The organism is Deltaproteobacteria bacterium RIFCSPHIGHO2_02_FULL_44_16, assembly GCA_001798185.1.
Lineage (GTDB): Bacteria > UBA10199 > UBA10199 > 2-02-FULL-44-16 > 2-02-FULL-44-16 > 2-02-FULL-44-16.
Genome location: MGRM01000007.1, coordinates 17,475 through 35,369 on the forward strand (window position 1 = coordinate 17,475; position 17,895 = coordinate 35,369).

The window sequence follows — 17,895 nt, forward strand, 5'->3', positions numbered from 1 at the left end:
TCAAAATCTTATAGCTGAAAATCCTACAACGGCTGAAAAAAACAACCCCTTCATTACATGATTCACAGATTCCTGATATTCCCGCGAGAGAACACATTGGCGGTGGATTTCTTTCTCGGTTTTCAAATTCGATATTGTTGGCTCAAGTTCCAAATCAAGAGGAAGCGCAAGTAAGCGCTGCGCTTCATAAACTTCAATCTTCTGATGCTTCAGAGAGAAGAGACTCAATACTGATTCTTGCAAATTCTTCAGATAACAGAGCTGTTCCCGCATTGATTAAAATGCTTGAAGATCGAGATAATTCGGTTCGCCTTGCAGCAACAGAGGCGCTTAGGAAAAAGCAAGACCTAAGAGCCATTGAACCACTTTTTAGAATTCTTGATGATGATCAAACTGCAATAAGAGATGTTGCAGAGGCGACTTTGGAAGAATTTTTTGTTCAAAATAGAAGAAGCTGCTCAAAATCTATTTCCTTATTTTGAACATCGCAATTCAAATGTACGGTCCTATGCTGTAACATGGTCGGTTTGGGCAGGAGAAAATGCCGTTCCACACTTAATTCGCATTCTTCATCATGATCAGGATTCCTTCGTCAGAGCCTCAGCAGTTGGTGCCTTAGGTTCTTGGGTTCTTAGAACAACACCATTAACTACAACAAAACGCGTGAGCGCTTTGATATCGAGCTTAAATGACCCTGAAAAATGGGTTCGAGGAAAGATAGCTGAATCGTTGGGTGACGTGGGTGGTAATGATAGACGAACTGTTCCCGCACTTGTTTCAATGTTAAAAGATGAATCACATTGGGTTCGAGTTGTTGTGGCGCGAGCATTGGGGAGGTTAAAAAATAAAAATGCAGTGCTTTCTCTTATCCACGGTTTAAAGCATGATAAAGATGGTTCTGTAAGAGGAGCCATTGCGGCTTCTCTAGGTCAGATTATGGATCGGAGAAGTTTTGCTGTTCTTGTGATGAGTATTCGAGATCAAGATGATTATGTAAGACTGAAGGCTGTCCAAGCTCTTTCGAATTTTAAAGGGGAAAAAACCATCGAATTTCTGAAACCGGTATTAAAAGATAGCAATGGAAATATTCAGTTAGCTGCAGCTATATCGTTAGTAAATCTCGGTTATAGTGAAGCGATAGATATTATCGTTTCTCACTTACAAGGGAAAAAGCCAGACCCAGATGATTACAGGAGTAATTCTTTGTTGAGACAAGCAGCAGAAGTTCTCGTACAAAGAGGAAACCCGGCATTTGCAAAAGTGCTAAAGGAGTATGGAGGAGAAGAATGGGAACTTGCTATTTATAAATCTGCTGCTCAAAAAGCTATTGATACAGGGAAATATGCGGATGCAATTGTTTATTATGACCATCTCATAGAAAAACGCCCAAACGATTTTACCTATCCTCTCCGTCAAGCTGAAGTCTATCAAAAACTTGGAAGAATTGAAGAAGCGATAACAAATTGTAAAAAATCAATTGCGATATGCAGCGATTGCGACGGCTTGGCGGCAAAACGTTTGTTGGCAGAGCTTGAGGAGGTGCAACGTCAAAGAAATTTTCTTCCTCCAACTGTTTTTATTGGCTTTGCAGACTTTCAGGATGCCGGTGAGGAAATTACCGACAAAAATATAGGAAGGAAATCAAAGTCGTTGCTCGATGAAGGATTAAAAAAGGAAATCACTGATTCAATTTTAAGAGAGCTCAAAGCGAACTGGATACGCGTGAGCTTGCCAAATATTGAATCTCTCAGCGACAAGTTGCAAGGATATGAATGTACGGAGGCTGGATGTACGGCAGAAATTGCGGGAGCCATGGATCTCGAAGGTGGCTTTTTTGGCGCTGTAACTTTGATTCCGGTATCTCAGGAATTACGCTTTTCACTCAGTTATGTGCAGACAGAAAATGCGACTGAACTGCATCGGGTTTCGGTAACTCGGAAGAAGCAACGTGTCAAAACATCGTCTGATGCTCAGGCTATTGCACGAGAGTTGGTACAGAAGATGGTGAACCAATTGAAATCGTGAAGTTTGTCACCGATTGCCTACATCATCACTATCCACGCAGGTATCATGTAGAGGCGTTTTCCGTCAACCGTGACTGAATCAAAAATATGTTTTGTGATGACCAATCCTGCAGATAATTTTTTCTTTTTCATCAGAAAGAGAGTATCTGCAAGATCTTCTTTGCGGAGTCGATTTGTATATTTTACTTCAATCGGAAGAAGCTCCTTTTGGAGAGAGAGAAGAAAATCGACTTCTTTTCCCTTGGAATTCCAAAATGAAATCGGGTGGTGTTGTCGCAGATGATTAAAAACTTCTGTCTCTACGAGATGGCCCATCACAGGGTTATTGATGAGATTGAATTCGTTCATTCCATGGAGAGCGCAGGTAAAGTTGGGTGAAACAATATATCCCTTTTTTAGCTGTCGCGGTCCACGGCGATGTTTTTTTGTGTAGGAAAAGAGAAGATCGAGCAGATAAGAATCCTTGAAGGCGGAAATATACTCTTTGATGGTGAGGAGTGAGATGCCGATTTCAGCGGCAAGATTGCTGTATTCCAGAATATTGCCGGTTTCTTTTGCAAGACTGAAGAGAAGAGTTGCAAGCTCACCCGATTTTCGAAAACCATAGAGTTTTGGAAGATCATATTCGATGATCTTTGTAATCACTGATTCACGAAGATATCGAAAAACGAGCGAGCTGTCGGGAAATGAAACCGCTTCGGGAAATTGTCCCCGAACCATAAATGTTGTAAATGCTTTTTCTCTTTTCTCCTGATGCAGGGAAAACATTTGACGATATGTTTCAAACAGTTTGTCATCAAGCTCATTGAAGGAGAATTGAGTGTGCGGCATGTCATCCTGAAATTGTCCCGTCATCTCCAGATATTCCCGAAAGGAGAGAGGTGAAATCATTTCTTCAAAGACTCTGCCAGCAAGCGATTCCCTCGTAGCCTTGCGAAGAAAGAGTGATGATGAGCCCGAGACAAAAAATTTGAGATGTTTGTTCAGGTCATAATATTTTTTGAGAACAGCCTGCCATCCTTCGACAAATTGCAGTTCATCAAAGAAAAAAAATGTTCTTTTTGTTGTATGAATGTCTTCATTCAATATTGATTCAAGAAACGTACGGATAATGAGATCAAGATCCCGGTCAGTTGGCGGAATTAATCGTTCTTCAAATTGGTAACGACAGATGCGCTGGGGAGAAATTTTTTCGTGTTCAATGAGGTGATGAAGCAATTGAAACAGGAGCGTTGTTTTTCCTGTTCGCCTCAGACCTGTCACGGCCACTATGGGTTCGAGCGGAAGGAGTTTGAGAAGAGATGCAAAACCATGGCGATGATAAAGCCTTCCTTCGGTGGGGAAAGAACCTTTCCACCAAGGGTTAAAGTCATTGAGTTCCTGTAAAAGTATAGTCTTATCAAGCATTTGTATTTAAGAGTAAACATACTATCAATAAAAGTCAATTTTATTAATAGTATTATTATTTAATAAAATGCCTTCTGAATATGACGTAATCAAAGTTAGTCGTTTTTGTTCGAAAACGGCCGTAGGAGGCGAGCCTTGAGCGGCGTCTTCAGGAGCTGGGAACGAAGCCTCAATGTCCAGCGGATGAAGCGCAGGCAAAAATCCGGCGTGTGAGGATTTTTGCCGTAAGCGAAAGGTCGCCTCCGAGAGACGCTCATAGAGAATTTTCTTGTCAATTTTCTTCGATAACCTCATGAAGATGTAATGAATCTTGGAAGTTTTCTCCCTTGGGTAGTTTCATTCTTCGCGATTGGTCTTCTTCTTTTTTTGGTTATTTGGAAAAAATCAAAAAAAGGAAGTGATCAATCGCTTTCTTTATTTCAACAACAGATCACAAGTCTTCAGGAACAGCTGCGCATAAGTCTTGAAGCGTCGACCGCTCGTATCTCTGAGTATTTGCAACAACAATCAGGACAGTGGCAACAGACGCATCAGACGGTGGGAGAGCGGCTCGATAATGTCTCGCAAACCGTTGGACAACGGCTCGATAACGCTGCGCGGGTGGTGATGCAGCTTGACCAACGGATGGGAAAAGTGGAAGAGGCGACCAAGCGCGTGTTTGAAGTAGGACAGGATATCGCAAGTTTGCAGGAAATTCTTCGCGCTCCGAAGTTGCGCGGAAACTTGGGAGAGCAATTTTTGGGCGATCTTTTAGCTCAAATGCTTCCGCAGGATGCGTATGCGCTTCAACATTCTTTCAAAGATGGGGAGCGCGTTGATGCGATTATTCGTACGGCACACGGTTTTGTCCCAGTTGATGCCAAATTTCCGCTCGAAAACTTTCAGCGTCTCATCAGTGCGTCAACTGATGAAGACCGAATGAAATGTCGAAAACTTTTTGTTTCTGATGTGAAAAAACATGTCAGTGATATTGCGAAAAAATATATTCGTCCGGGAGAGGGGACGTTTGATTTTGCGCTCATGTATGTTCCTGCGGAAAATGTTTATTATGAAATTATTGCGCGTGAAGAAAATCTCGGAGAAGAGGCCTCATCGGCAGCGCTTGCACTGAAAAAACAGGTGATCCCAGTTTCACCGAATACCTTTTATGCTTATCTTCATACTATACTTTTAGGTCTTCGCGGAATGCGCGTGGAGAAGTTTGCAAAAGAAATTTTGAATGACATGGGCCGCATTCGAACTGAAGTGAAAAATTTTACCGATGAATTTGCAACGATTGGAAAACATCTCTCCAATGCGACCAGCGCTTATGGAAAAGCAGAGAAGCGACTGACGCGCATTGATGATCGCCTTCAACAATTTGAAAACCCACCAGAAAGGGCGCTAGCCCTTGACGAGAAAAAGGAAGAAGGGCCGTCGCTCTATCTCAATAGTTAGGGTCTGTTTGTGCGGCAATTCTTTCACCAGTGATGTTCCATCCAGATAAATCATGACATTGGTCCCTTCGCAGGTAAGAGCAAATGTTCTCCCGCGAGAAACCTCTCCTTGGAGCATATGGTATGTTGCATGAGGAAGCGGACATGGTTCTCGAACGAGATATCGAATGATATCCGAAGTAAGGGGCGCAGCCCTTCCGCCAGCAGAATGATAACCAGCCGTTGATCCAGGACCAGCCGCAATCCAAATTCCAGAGCTTCGCTGCGTTTCACTTTTCCCATCGATGTGAAGAGTGTAGTAGACCGTATCCGCAGGAGATGTTCCTGCAATCAAGATGTCATTGAGCGCCGGAGATTCAATCGGCTCTCCGTCGATGGTTGCTCGAAGAAGAGGGAGTTTGGTTGGGATCATTTTCTCTTCCAGAATTGCGGTGAGAAGAGGTTTAAAATTTTCTTTGGTCGCTGAGCAAAAAAAACCGGTACTAAATTCAGGAACAGAATTGACTCCCAGAACGGGGATATCACCAGCGACATGTGCTGCAGCGATCACAGTCCCATCGCCACCGACGGTAATGATCAGGTCATACCCTAGAAAGGGGCGCAGCCCCCCGCGGTCGAGGAGGTGGTAGGAGAGTTTCAAGCTCTCAAGTGTGGTGGTAATGGTCTGCAGTGTTTCTTGATGCGCTTTCTCCCGTTTTTCCTGATGAAAAAGTTTCTTATGTCGAGCATCAGGAGAAGCTATATTTTTATAAACAATAAGGATCTGTTTGTATTTTGTCATCACATTCGATATTAATGATGCAATGCACTCCTTGCAAGAGCGAAGACGATGGTCTTTGTAAGCACACAACGACGGCGTATCGGTCTTTTTGGGGGATCGTTTGATCCTCCTCATCTCGGTCATGTCGAGATCTGCAAACGTCTCCTTCTCCGCAATCAAGTCGATGAAATCTGGATTATCCCCTGTTTTCTCCATCCATTTGGGAAACCGATATTACCCTATGAACATCGAAAAACGATGTGTCATTTTGCCTTTGATCCTTTGGGCAAACGAGTGGCGATCAGCAATGTGGAAATGGAGCTTGGCGGTGTTAGTCATACGATTCGGACGATTATGCATCTGAAGCGAACGCATCCTGAGTATGCATTTTCGTTGATTGTAGGAGAAGATAATGAAGAACAATTGCGGGAGTGGTTTCATTTTGAAGAGATGAAGCGTATCATTCCGATCATTCTTATTCCGCGAGGAAATGATTCTCCTATCTCTGATATTTCATCGTCAGATATTCGTGAACGGATGACCAAAGGAGAGTCGATTGCAGAACTCGTTCCGATGTCGGTTGCAGTCTATATGATTACGCATGCTTTATATCGTTAGAAGCCAAAGTCATCATGGAATCTAAGGCTCAGGGTTGGAGCGATATTGAGCATGGCCCCTGGACCCGCGATTTTGTGGAAAGAAAGATAAGCTCCAGCGGCGATGCCGGCTTTTCCATCCGCAAGTTGATATTCAAATTCTGCAGCTCCTTCGAGGCCAGCTGCTGCAAGTTGTTTGGGATAGGTAAGTTCCAGACTTAAGCCTGCTTGAGCTTCAAAGCTCACTTTTTCTGATAATTGTTTGGTGAAACTTGCTCCAAATGCTGCAGCAACAGAAGTACGTTGATAGGAGCGATGGTCACCAAGTTGAGTTGCGGGCGTTATAAATGTCGCGCTGCTATACGCTGTGATTTTTCCATCTTCGTTTTGTTGATGTGTAATCCGTCCACCCATCGAAGGTCCAAAATTGCTTTCATCCAGAGAAAGATTTGGAAGAAAGAGAGAGTATCGGGCGTTTTTCAATGGATTCGATTTTTTGAGAGGAAATGGGGCAAGCGCCAATCCTGTCAAAGCTTGGGCGCCAACGGTTGAGAGAATTTTTGCACCATCAGCGTCAGGATCAAAACTTGAAACGATGCCACCAAGAGCCATAATGCCGCCATTGAGAACGAGTCGTGCAATAGCAACATCCATCATCTGATCTTTGTTCGTCAGATCTGCATCGAAGATATAGTAGAGTGCAGTGTTTGCAACGGTGAGTCCATCAGCAAAACCCGCAATATATCCATTTACGTTTCGGGGACGGTTGTCTTCAAGTTCTACTTGAAGCTGCGGAAGAGGTTCTTCAAAGGCATTATCAATCATCGAACCGAGCGCTCCAGCAAGTTTGGTTCCGATAAGCATTGCTTTCCCAGCGGTATTACTTCTGAGGACTGCGTTATGAAAATTTTTATCCGCAGAAGTTAAAACAAAAACACTTCCGAGAATTGGCGGAACATCTTTTGTTTCTGGCTCCACTTTTCCTTCGGTAATCCCCAACGCATCGATATCAGAGTTTGGAGTAATAATCACTTTGCGTACAAAATAGGAGATGAGCCAATCGTAAGCTAAAAATGCTAATTCAAAAAAAGAGTAAGAAGTTGGAAGTTGATTTTCTGCATCATTTGGTTCTGTCTCCGAAGGCCCTTCTCCAAAAAGACCGAAGCTTAAAGAGAGACTTGGAGTCAGCAGAAGGCGATTGAATTCGCTACGATCATTTTCATAGAGCGCTCCATAGAGCAGTCCGAAAGAAGCATGTATCGAAAACGAATCCGAGAAATAATGGGTGATATCGCCGTTCCAGGATTTTGAGACCTCCCAAATCAACGCTTCACGACCAGATTGCCCCTCGTGGACCGGTTGCACGGCACGCCCAAAGCCCAAGTATCGTGTTATGGAGGTCGTGCGATGAAAAGTTTCTTTTTTCTCCCAAGGGTGATGACCTGAGATGAGTCCAATGCGGCCGAGATCAACGTGAAGAGGTTTGATTTCTTCCAGAGGGGGGAGATCAGCTAAAATCTCAGGACGGACGAGGCTAATGTCATCAATACCGGAAGTCACAGTTTTAATGTTACTCGACATCCCATGCCAGCCGAGCGAGAGACCGAAAGTCTGGTTCTGATCTGGGAAAGCGATATCCTGATCATTCTTGGTAGGGAATCCCAGATTGAGACTGCATCCAAGAGAACCACCGTAACCTTGATTGGTAATGGTGGTTTGAAATGGAATCCACTCCACGCCACCACCACATTGTATATTTTTTAACGCAGCCATTTATTTACTCCAAGATAGAAATTTGTCCGACTTCGTCGCGCTCGTTTTGCATCATGTCGTAACAGCGCTCGCCTTCGAAATTTTCAGGATCGCCATTCGGATTGCAGACCCAACCGTTCAAGATGATAAAAATAGGAACCTCTTTAAACGCAAAGGTGAGATCGTTTGAACTTCCAAAATGCATTGCCGTCACAAATGTCACCACACCGGTTTCATGATCTACAGGACGGCCATGGAGAAAGGCAGTGCCGCCACTGATTTTCGGATCGTCTTGAGGACAGCCCGCTGGAATTTTTCCTTCAGGATCTTTTGAAAGAAGTGGAGCGAGATAACGCCATGTACTCAACACTTTCCCGTTAATGGTTTTATTTTTCACCGTTCCTTCGCACAGTGGAGGATTGACGTGCGCAGAATCCGTAAGATTTATTTTGTACATCTCTCGCGCGTGATCGATCGCTTCATTGGGAAGCACATTTGGGTCCTGCGGACTTTCTTGGGGTTTAATCGTGTGTGTCGTGACGGCGGTGAGTGAAACAGCATCAAGAGGTCGAACTTTTTCAAATGGACCATAGGGATTGTGGAAGTATGTCGGCCCAAAGAGACGAAAACCTAACTCTTCAAAGGTAATGTGTCCATCAAGTGTGTAAATGCCGGTATTCCCATCAATCAGTGCAGGCTCTTGATTGACGGCATCACAAAAGTGACGACGTATGCCGCCGGGTAATTCTGTTGGAGTATGAAACTCGGGACTATCGTATCGTCCGGCACTTCCAAAGAAGAAGGCGCATGCTCCTTTTCCTCCCGGAGGAACACCGATATCACTCAAAAGTTTCATCTCTTCATTGGAACAGGGATTGATGGTGACACAGTGAGAAGGCCACGGCGGGCCTGCTTTTGAGGTGAGCGGTCCAGGATACGAGAGAGAAGTGGTAAACATACGAAAACCATTTGATTGAAATCCTGCTGGAATATTTGGATATCCTTCAAAAATTCCCTGCTTCCCTTCAGGTTTGGTTTCGTCATGAAGAAAACCTGAATAGTCATACAAAAGAGGATCTTCATATTTCTCACTTCGAATATGAGTCGCAACCTTTCGTAAAACCGCTGTGACTCCATCTCCGGGAATGGTGGCTGGTTCATTGGAATCGGTCATCGGATAGGTGTCATCATCAAAGGGATCGAGAAGTACGGCAGCGATGAAAAGTTGTGTGTCACTCTCGGTTGCATTTCCTTTTTTGAGTTCTTGAATAAAATAAGAATGTTTATCTGCAGATGAAACTCCAGATACCTGAGGATGAAGAATAATTGCCATCGCCTGGGTGATTCTCACCACAACCATGCCTTGGAGAGGATTGACCGCTGCCATGAGATCAATCGTAAATTTTGTCTCCTTAAAACTTCCATCGGGATTGCGAAGAGGTTTTCGCGTTTCACTCAGTTGAAGAGCGCTTACCGTCAGGGTGGCTTTGGAAACTCTCTTTTCATCCGTAGGTTCACGATGAAAATGGAGACATCCAAAAAGAGGCAGGTTTTCTTTCGAATGTGCTCCGGGAAGAAGATCAAAACCGGTTGCTCCCCGCGAAACAGGAGAAAGATCAGTGGAACAATTTCCCCCTTTTATTTTTTCTGGAGTATCAAGAAGCTCAAATTTTGAAGCATCTTCTCCTTCAATATTTATTGACACAATGCGAAGTGGTTGAGTCGCTGTTTCTGAAAGTTTTAAGAAAAGAGGGACAACTTGATCCTTGGTTTCAGCGGTAATGTCACGAAAGGGAAAGTTTTCCCCATGCGCAATTTGTCGCAGCCGTTTCGTTGTTTTTACAAAAAGTTCGAGTTCCGGAATTTCTTGAATCGTGGTTTTCCCAGAGACGCGAGCTTCTATTTTTCCAACATCAGTAATGACGGTGATAAGGGCTCGGTCGATCGCAGCACTTCCGATGCCCGCAGAAGATCCATCACTTCCTCGTAGGTCGTGAGGATGATAAGCGACGACAACAAAAGCAGAAGCATTTTTCTTTTCCGAAGAAAACGGAGGAAGCGTAAAGGGAAGTTGTTGAGGCTGTGCCTCTTTTCCATTCAATGCGTTTTCAATTTTTTGTTGGATATCACGAATATTCGAAGCAACAAATACTCCTTGAACAGGGAGTGAAAATTCCCCTTTGGACTGAGAATGTTGAATATCTTCTAATGTAATTGATTCAATTGTCAGCGGCGTGACGCCATTATTGCGAAGCGCGAGCACTTGTTTTCCCGCCACAATTTTCATTTCGCTTGTCCCTTTGAGATCGATGGTGAGAAGGGGCGTGGCATTCGGATAACGCGCTTCACATGTTGATGTGACTTCGCCTAAAGGATTGCCTTCAACAGAAACCGGTAAGAGTTGGCACTGTTTCGAAGTGGCATCTTCACACGGTTTACAGTTCGTAAACGTTTCAGTTTCTTCACACTTGATGAGAGTGCATTGGAAGAAACGTTTTTCTGAACTTGTGGTGACCGTCATTTCTCCAAGATCTATTTTTTCTATTCGCGATTGAAGAATCTCTCCTTCTTCACTCAATGCATCGAGTGAAGGTTTCCCTTGCGGATTCAAAGCAGCGGCAACAAGTTGAAAGGCATCGTTGCCGATAATCATTGATTCCATCACTTTTCCTGGTTGCACATCATTGACGTGAGGATGAAAGGTAATGGAGAGAAGAAATGATTGTTGAGGACTGAGTTGACGAGTGAGGGGATCACGCGCATCGAGAGCAAAAGCGCCAATTTTGGAAGGAAGATCAATATCGAGTGTTTGAGAACTGATATTCTTGATTCGAAACAGCGCAGCTGTTTCAAACTTTGCGCCGACGTCTTGCTCATTTTGAGCAATATAGGTTCCATTCGAAACTTCGAGATACTTTCCTTCAGGAATCGGCGACGCGCTCTCGTGTCCAGATTCATTCAACTGTATTTTGTTCACCTCAAGTGAACGAGGAAGGCCTGAATCTCCACATTCCTCAAGTGTTGGCTTGATGGAACCTTCAAAGGAAGCCGTGAGAGACGCATCAAGAAGAAGATCATCAGTCGCATCAAAAAGATGAGGGAGTGTTGTTGCGGTAACAAGACGCATAGCTCCGGTTGAATCAGGAGGAGAACCGGCGAGAGAAGGGAGATACTTCAGTTCTGGAGTTGTCCCTGTTGTGAGGGTGAGGCCTGGGACCTCCGCGGAAGAGCCGATAATATTAATGAAAAGAGAGAAATCTTGAATGACGATATTGCCGACAGCATCGATCGTCCCCTCGCCTTTATTCTCTTCGCCCGTTCCATCTCCCTTGCCATTAATAATAATGGGAACAGGAAGAGCTTTGCCTTCAACTGCAATGTCAGGAAATTCGTCGCCTTGAATGGTGACCGTTGCGCCCGTGATGCGAAGAGGAAACGGAGGGACTTCGGTGCAGATGGGTCCCTCTTTTTCTGTGCCGGCTTCAAAGTGATCTCCTTTGAGAGTGACACAGAGCTTCGACGTAAAGGTGACATTACATTTGCGTCCCTTTACTTTTTCACCTGGGAGCGGCTCTTTTTTTTCAGCGACATCAGTTGAAGGAAAATAACGAAGTGGTTTGTCTTCTCCAACGCAGCTTGAGATGAAAAAAAATACAACAAAGAAGAGAGAAATGATTTCAAAACGCTTCGCTGTAACGGGTCCTGCCGTCTGCGGTGTTCCGGCACTCCCCCATGAACCGCGGGGGAGACCTCCCGGAACACACTCCGACGTCACCCGAATCTCATCAGTTTCGAAATCATTTCTCTCTTCATGCAATTTCATCATTGTCTCCTTATCGCCGAAGAAGAGAAAAGGTTGCGCCGCAAGATTCTGCAAGCCGCACTGTTCTGACGTGATGCGTTATCCTCTAACGCGCTCACCCTTTTTTTAACGAAACATTTCAGATTTATTGCCGAAATGGGAACGACATGAGCTTCTTCTTCAAAAAAACAATCACCTTTCTTTTTGTGCTCCCTCTTTTTTTTGTGCACACGACGAGCCTTTTCGCACAGTCAGAGACGACACCTTATGGGGCATGTCGAGTCTCCAAACCGATGCTACAGGTGCATTGTAGGGGTGATGGTGGATTTCTTTGTGTCGATACTCCTGAAGGAGGAGTGGCAGAAAAAAGTTTTATTCTTACGGGACGAGTTGATCAAAAAGAATCGGCCCTGAGTTCTTTCTCCTTTCGTGTGCAACATAACTATACCAAACAGACCACTCTTCTCGACACGCGTCATCCTCAAGAAAATTGTGGAGGTGAACTTACGGCGCAATCACCTTTTTGTTTGAATGCCGATGGAACTTTCAAAGCACGCATTGAATTAGAGGAGTTCGGACCTTATACCATTTTTGTCAGCGCCACGCGAATTTCAGGAAAACCAGAAAGTCGCACGGTGGCTATGAGTCGTGTTAAGGCTCTCTCGCTGGTGTCTGAAAAAATTGTCTTTGATCCGAACATTCTTCAGGGAAAAAAAGTGGATGCAACGCATGTCAATGTCACCGTTGATCTTCTTGAACCCGGCTGTGCATTTTGTGATTTTATTGGTGCTTCGACAGGTGGAGTTACCGTAACGGTTTCAAATCAGGTGGAAGAAGGAAATAATATCCGACAAATTGATTGTGAAACCAATGTTTCACCAGAGAGTATCGGGAGATTTGAGATCGGTGTCCCAGTTCTTGCGGGCACAAATATTCTGACCATGACTGCTTGTAATGCTGCGACAAAAGGAAATTGTCCTCATCTCACGGGCATTACATTTGAAGGCAAGAGTGAAGTAAAACCATTTGAAATTCTATCGCCATCTCCTTTACCTTCTTATCCGGCTTCACAATATCCGACAATTCAACTTTCGTTTCGACTGACGACCGACGCTGCATGCGTTCAGGTGACGCTGAATCGAAAAAATGTAGGTTGTCTGGAGAAGAATGGGGATGCTCGCTACAATGTCACTCTTCAACCACACGTAGGGATCAATGTCGTGAAGATCGAAGCGAACGAACAACACTCTTCATGGATTTTTGGATGGGGTGATATGGTAAGTCCATTCTTACATCCAGAAAAGAAACTTCATCTTCCTTCAGCACTTGGAGTTGAAATTCCAACCACGACCTTTACGAACATATTTCTTCCTCTTCTTAATAATTTTATGATGGCAGATGAATTTCAAACAATGCTCTCGTCTCTCTTTGAAAGCATGGGTGAGAAAAAAGAAACATCAGAAGAAGGGACACTGCCTGCAAATATCGTTGCTTCCATACCTGGATGTGATCAGAAGGCACTTGAAGGTTTCCGGATTGCACTTCGAACGCAACCCACAATAAGCAAAGCAAAAATTGAGACACTTCTTTTTGCCAATAATATAATCAATTTTACGATCAATGCCGATGATCTCAATGTGGGCATTCATCTTATTCGCGACATGAATCACGATTCGATTCCAGATCATAGTCCACTTCCCTTAAAGATAGCATTCAAAAAAGCCCTCTTTGATATCGAGCTTCGAGTCGAGAAAGATGAAAAAGGTCGGGGAAGATATTTAGTTGCGAGTCCTTTTACCGATTGTGTTTATAAAAGTGAAAGCGCTTGTTTTGATCGTCCTGCCTCGCTCATTCCGCAACGATTTGTCGGGAGCGCGGGACGACTTGGTCATTTTGTAGCGTGCGATGTTGAGGCTGCCGCAGATGATATCAAAGATGTTTGTAAATCCTTGAACAGTATTGATGCACAAACAGGAGCGGTCAGTGAAAAAGTTCTCGATGCGCTCAACAGCGCTTTTTATTGTCAAGGATCGGCGTACCTGACACATTTTTTAAGAGATGGAATAGAAGGACAAAAAATTGCGAACATTGATCTTCCGTTTTCATTTTCATTTGATAATGGGGTCAGTGTGGATGAAAACCACATGCGTTTGGATGCTGCATTTCAAGTAGGGAGTGAAATTTTTTATCAAAATATTCCTGCGCCACTTCAGCTTCCAACGGTTGGAGTCATTGTCTCTCCTGGAACGAAAACATTTTCTCCTTCGAATTTTGCAGATCGTCGTATGATGAGTTTGGAACTTTCTGCAAATACCATCAATGCGCTTCTTTTTGCTTTATCATCGCATCTTCGTATTGATCTTCATGAAGTGATGCTGGAAAAATTTGGTTATAGTTTTCTGGAGAAATGTGATCGTGCAGAGAAAAAGGATACCTTTTGTCCCCTACGACCAACGGTCAGCGGGCTTTTAGGAACATCCCTTGTTTCTTATGGGTATGATGTCGAAGATGCGAATCATCCGCTGATGGTCCGCATTGAGCCACATCAAGCGCTTGCGCCACGTCTGCAGATTTTGGAGAAAGATCGTATTGAACTTCAAATTGGCGGACTTCGTGCCAGCTTTTTTGCTCTCGAAGTGGATGAAGACCTGGGTCGCAATGAATTTGGAAATTGGACAATCAAATTGGATGATCACAGCAATCCCATGATTCGTAAAATTTCAAAAAATGCGCGTGATTCGCAAATTATTATGTTTGAACTCACACTCCTTTTGCCGATCCAGCTTGGCGCATTGGAACCGTTGTCAGAGGATCCATCACAATTATCTCTGAAAATTATTCCTCATGGGAAAGAGGCTACTTTTCTTTTAACTCCTCTTCCGTCAACCAATACGACAACGATTCCTGCAGAAAGTTTGGTGCTTCAACTTCGACAGACGTTGCAATATGCGCTTGCTCTTTTTTCAGGAGAAGAGACAGGATTTTCTGTCCCACTTCCAAAAGGAATCGATTTTTCAGATGACCAAAGTCTTTTTTCTCAATTGGGAATTCAAAAACTCGAATGGGGCAATGATGGACTCATGTTTTCTTTGGAAGTAGAACGGCAGAGAATCAATATGGCGATTGATGCTTTCATGTTGCAGCTCTTGCATCAAAAAGGAAAACTTCAAGAATATCAGTTGCCTTAAAAAGGAAAAAGAACCTCTCTCAAAACGTTTTATCGTTTGAGGGTCCTGCCGCCTGCGGCATTCCGTCATTAGACTTCTTGCATAACCTCAATAGAATCCAGCCTATAAAGTTTTTGTTTTCAAAGAGATACACTTGGATGTCATCGCGAGCGAAGCGTGGCGATCTCCCGAGTAAACAGAGGAGATTGCCACGCCCTTCGGGCTCGCAATGACAACGAGTGTCACCCAGGGTTACGCAAGAGGTCTATTGTCATTCCCGCGAAGGCGGGAATCCAGAAAACAACGAAAACACTGGATCCCTGCTTTCGCAGGCATGACAAAAAAAGATCAAAAGCCATTTATGAAGTGGGCTCTAAAAACGTATGACTTGCTCGACGATTTGATTTTCACCTACTTCAATATTGATCCACTTTTTGAGCATTTGAGATGAGTCGGTGTCGTGGTACGCAGCTTCCATGTAATATTTCCCGGGTTCAATTTCAAACGTTTGCCAATCGTTTGCCGTCGAACCATTGATGAGTTCTCGATCAGAGCCGTATTGGAAAATTTTGAAATGACAGGTGATAATCTTACTATTCGGTCCACGTCCTATGATTTTGATTTTTCCTTGTGTAAAGATGGCTTCGTGACTGACGGTTTTGGATTCTTCAACGCGCACATCTTGCAGCCATACCGTGCGAGGTTCTTCTTCGGGCTTGAGCGTTTCTATTTTTTCAGCGCGAATATCATATACTCCGGGAAGTGTTTCGAATGTATTCCAATTCTTCGCCGGTGGAGCTGACATGACCACTTCATCAGTCCCTTCTCGATAAAGGGTGAATTTCGTTTCAAAAAGATGTTCTTTCGAATCTCTTCCTCGAAGTCGCAACGTTCCGAGCGCAAAAAGAGCATTCACATCGATCGGTTTTTCGATCGTTACTTTCATATCATTCAAGAGAAGCATCGGTTTTGGTTCTGTTTGAGCTTGAGAAAGGAACGCCTCAAGATCATACGTTCCAGGTGGGATGGAAAGTTCCACTATCTTTGTTCCTTCATAATCAACTTCCGTCAATATTTCCTGTTTATTATCTTCGTGAAGAACAAAGTGAGCACGAAGTGGTTTTTTCTGATTATCTGTAGCCGTCAGACGCATGATTCCAAGTTCAAACGTTGCCATTGCCTCTGTTGTTTCAGCTGCTTTGACGATGATATTTGTGAGCCTTGTTCCGGGATATGCGGGCATTTCAGGATCTTGAGCTTGCAGAAAGAAATCATAACTTCCCGGTGAAAGCGTAATGGAGCCACCCTCAGCATTAAAGGCGCCGCTTGCGACGAGCGATTCTGGTTTTCCGCTGACGGAGACTTGGAAAAGAAAGGGAATCGATTTTTTTTGCGAGGTGATACCTTTGAGAATGACTTCGCCATGTTGAAATTTAAATCGTTCTTCTTTTGCTTCACCGACACCAAGGATGATTTCTTCATGCGTGAGCGTAAATTGATCAGGACTTTCATCGGCACGTTCTGCTGTAATGTCATACGTGCCTGGCGAGAGAAAAAGTGACGCGGGTTTTGCATCTGTTTTCATTTCCGGAAGTGAAACTCCTTCACCTTTGCGAGTGATGCGATAGAGAGCACCGATAAGTTGTCCAGAATCATCAATTGCAGAGAGTGTTAAAGATCCTAAATCAAACGTGACGGTTTGTTCCACTTTTGTGCTTGCGAGAACTTCCACTCCCTTCAAAATTTTTGAAGGTTTGCGTGATTCGGGGGATTGCGGATATTCGATAAGAATATCGTAGGTTCCTGGATCGAGACGCAAAAGTTTCGTTCCAAAACTGTTTTCCTTGCGGAACACTTTTTCCGCTCCTGGCTGCAGGATGCTGAGTGTTGTGGGGAGTGGAGTTGCTCCCACCATGGTCATGATTTTCAAATTATAGGGGACCGTGGAATTAATGGCTTCATCGAAGGCTGTTCTGAGTTCTTCTTCTGTTCGTGCAAGGAAAAAACGCCCATCGCCTTTTGAAGCGATACACGAAAGTTTTTCCTGCTCTTGTGGTTCAATGTCAAATCCGATGACGTGGATCATTGTTTTGCCCGTTGTCTGTTGAATTTTTTCAGCAACAAGACATGGATCTGCGTCACAGGTATCGCCTCCATCTACAATCGCGACAATTAAACGATCAGCTCCACTTTCAGCAGGAAAATCTTTTGCGGCTTGTTCTAATGCCAAAGCAAGCGGACTTGTTCCTTGTGCTTTGAGTGGTTCCAACACCTGGCGGATTCCATTTGGATCCGCTTCGCCCATAGAATAAAGAGATTTGGTATCATCACACTTCTTCGCTTCAGCAGGAGCTTCAGAACCGAAAACACGTAAACTGACATTCCGAGGAAAATCTTTTTGAAGAGCCACTTCATCTAAAACGTCAATTAAAGTTTCGCGCAAAAGAGAAAATTTAAAGACAGAACTTTTTCCAAAAGGAGCATTCATGCTTCCGGAAGCATCAAGAAGAATGACAATGTCACTTTTTGAGGTCATCAGTTTCGGAACAAAAGGAAGCGGCGCTGGTTTCGAAACTTCCGGTATTTTTGCTGGTAGAGGAATATTGGGAGCAGCGAGAGAAGGGACCTCCTGAAGAGGTGTCGTGGTATCCGTTGTTCCAGGCAAAGAAGTGACAGGGGTTTGAGGTGTTGAAGGCCCTGACATGGGAAGGGCTTCTGGAGGAAGAGAGGGTGGAAGGAGCTCTTCTTCTTCAGGTCCACCGAGAATGGGAATGTCGCCTGTTTGTTCTGCTTTCAGAGTGGTCTGAGCTGGTTCTTCACTGCTTTTTAATTCTAACTCCTCTTTTTTATTGCAAGAAAGAGGGGTGAGAAGAAACAAAAGAAGGGGGATTGACAGTAAACAATGAAGCATAGTGAGATGTGTGTAGCACAGGTAAATCTATTTGAAAATA

At 44.0% G+C, this 17,895-nt stretch carries 11 protein-coding genes; 4 read left to right on the plus strand and 7 right to left on the minus strand.

Annotated features, from left to right (window positions below):
• The gene (locus A3C46_06510) at nucleotides 1–273 is read right to left on the minus strand and encodes a hypothetical protein (protein ID OGQ23088.1); all 273 of its coding nucleotides are present in this window, start codon (nucleotides 271–273) and stop codon (nucleotides 1–3) included.
• Nucleotides 274–405: 132 nt separating this feature from the next.
• Between A3C46_06510 and A3C46_06515 the strand changes: the two genes are divergently transcribed.
• On the plus strand, nucleotides 406–2,025 hold the full coding sequence (locus A3C46_06515) for a hypothetical protein (protein OGQ23089.1): 1,620 nt from the start codon (nucleotides 406–408) through the stop codon (nucleotides 2,023–2,025).
• 17 nt (nucleotides 2,026–2,042) lie between these two features.
• On the opposite strand, the gene A3C46_06520 is transcribed toward A3C46_06515, so the two are convergent.
• Together A3C46_06520 and A3C46_06525 are read right to left on the minus strand one after the other, a co-directional pair.
• On the minus strand, nucleotides 2,043–3,431 hold the full coding sequence (locus tag A3C46_06520) for a hypothetical protein (protein ID OGQ23090.1): 1,389 nt from the start codon (nucleotides 3,429–3,431) through the stop codon (nucleotides 2,043–2,045).
• A 24-nt stretch (nucleotides 3,432–3,455) separates the two neighbouring features.
• Nucleotides 3,456–3,725 carry a hypothetical protein gene (locus A3C46_06525; protein OGQ23091.1) on the minus strand — a complete coding sequence of 90 codons (270 nt, stop codon included), beginning with the start codon at nucleotides 3,723–3,725 and terminating at the stop codon, nucleotides 3,456–3,458.
• Between the two features lie 9 nt (nucleotides 3,726–3,734).
• Between A3C46_06525 and A3C46_06530 the strand changes: the two genes are divergently transcribed.
• On the plus strand, nucleotides 3,735–4,868 hold the full coding sequence (locus A3C46_06530; GenBank protein OGQ23092.1) for a hypothetical protein: 1,134 nt from the start codon (nucleotides 3,735–3,737) through the stop codon (nucleotides 4,866–4,868).
• Here the strand turns inward: A3C46_06530 and A3C46_06535 are convergent.
• Nucleotides 4,815–5,648 carry a hypothetical protein gene (locus A3C46_06535; GenBank protein OGQ23093.1) on the minus strand — a complete coding sequence of 278 codons (834 nt, stop codon included), beginning with the start codon at nucleotides 5,646–5,648 and terminating at the stop codon, nucleotides 4,815–4,817. The two genes, A3C46_06530 and A3C46_06535, sit on opposite strands and share 54 nt — an antisense overlap.
• 48 nt (nucleotides 5,649–5,696) lie before the next feature.
• Here A3C46_06535 and A3C46_06540 point away from each other — a divergent pair, with 48 nt between their 5' ends.
• Nucleotides 5,697–6,245 carry a hypothetical protein gene (locus A3C46_06540; protein ID OGQ23094.1) on the plus strand — a complete coding sequence of 183 codons (549 nt, stop codon included), beginning with the start codon at nucleotides 5,697–5,699 and terminating at the stop codon, nucleotides 6,243–6,245.
• Here the strand turns inward: A3C46_06540 and A3C46_06545 are convergent.
• Together A3C46_06545 and A3C46_06550 are read right to left on the minus strand one after the other, a co-directional pair.
• Nucleotides 6,242–7,996: a hypothetical protein gene (locus tag A3C46_06545; GenBank protein ID OGQ23095.1), complete on the minus strand. Its 1,755-nt coding sequence runs from the start codon at nucleotides 7,994–7,996 to the stop codon at nucleotides 6,242–6,244. The genes A3C46_06540 and A3C46_06545 overlap by 4 nt on opposite strands.
• A gap of 4 nt (nucleotides 7,997–8,000) precedes the next feature.
• Nucleotides 8,001–11,798, minus strand: coding sequence for a hypothetical protein (locus A3C46_06550; protein OGQ23096.1), 3,798 nt, complete (start codon nucleotides 11,796–11,798; stop codon nucleotides 8,001–8,003).
• A 146-nt stretch (nucleotides 11,799–11,944) separates the two neighbouring features.
• On the opposite strand from A3C46_06550, the gene A3C46_06555 reads away from it, so the two are divergent.
• Entirely contained in the window at nucleotides 11,945–14,965 is a 3,021-nt protein-coding gene (locus A3C46_06555; GenBank protein OGQ23097.1) for a hypothetical protein, read from the plus strand.
• 352 nt (nucleotides 14,966–15,317) lie between these two features.
• Here A3C46_06555 and A3C46_06560 read toward each other — a convergent pair whose 3' ends face one another.
• Nucleotides 15,318–17,855, minus strand: a complete 2,538-nt coding sequence (locus tag A3C46_06560) for a hypothetical protein (GenBank protein ID OGQ23098.1) — start codon at nucleotides 17,853–17,855, stop codon at nucleotides 15,318–15,320.
• Nucleotides 17,856–17,895: the final 40 nt, after the last annotated feature.

What these genes read in the sequence shown, in the direction of transcription:
- A3C46_06525 (OGQ23091.1), bottom strand. Translation starts at nt 3,725, where the DNA reads ATGAGGTTATCGAAGAAAATTGACAAGAAAATTCTCTATGAGCGTCTC.
- A3C46_06520 (OGQ23090.1), bottom strand. Translation starts at nt 3,431, where the DNA reads ATGCTTGATAAGACTATACTTTTACAGGAACTCAATGACTTTAACCCT.
- A3C46_06530 (OGQ23092.1), top strand. Translation starts at nt 3,735, where the DNA reads ATGAATCTTGGAAGTTTTCTCCCTTGGGTAGTTTCATTCTTCGCGATT.
- A3C46_06535 (OGQ23093.1), bottom strand. Translation starts at nt 5,648, where the DNA reads ATGACAAAATACAAACAGATCCTTATTGTTTATAAAAATATAGCTTCT.
- A3C46_06540 (OGQ23094.1), top strand. Translation starts at nt 5,697, where the DNA reads ATGGTCTTTGTAAGCACACAACGACGGCGTATCGGTCTTTTTGGGGGA.
- A3C46_06510 (OGQ23088.1), bottom strand. Translation starts at nt 273, where the DNA reads ATGCGGGAACAGCTCTGTTATCTGAAGAATTTGCAAGAATCAGTATTG.
- A3C46_06515 (OGQ23089.1), top strand. Translation starts at nt 406, where the DNA reads ATGTTGCAGAGGCGACTTTGGAAGAATTTTTTGTTCAAAATAGAAGAA.
- A3C46_06560 (OGQ23098.1), bottom strand. Translation starts at nt 17,855, where the DNA reads ATGCTTCATTGTTTACTGTCAATCCCCCTTCTTTTGTTTCTTCTCACC.
- A3C46_06545 (OGQ23095.1), bottom strand. Translation starts at nt 7,996, where the DNA reads ATGGCTGCGTTAAAAAATATACAATGTGGTGGTGGCGTGGAGTGGATT.
- A3C46_06555 (OGQ23097.1), top strand. Translation starts at nt 11,945, where the DNA reads ATGAGCTTCTTCTTCAAAAAAACAATCACCTTTCTTTTTGTGCTCCCT.
- A3C46_06550 (OGQ23096.1), bottom strand. Translation starts at nt 11,798, where the DNA reads ATGAAATTGCATGAAGAGAGAAATGATTTCGAAACTGATGAGATTCGG.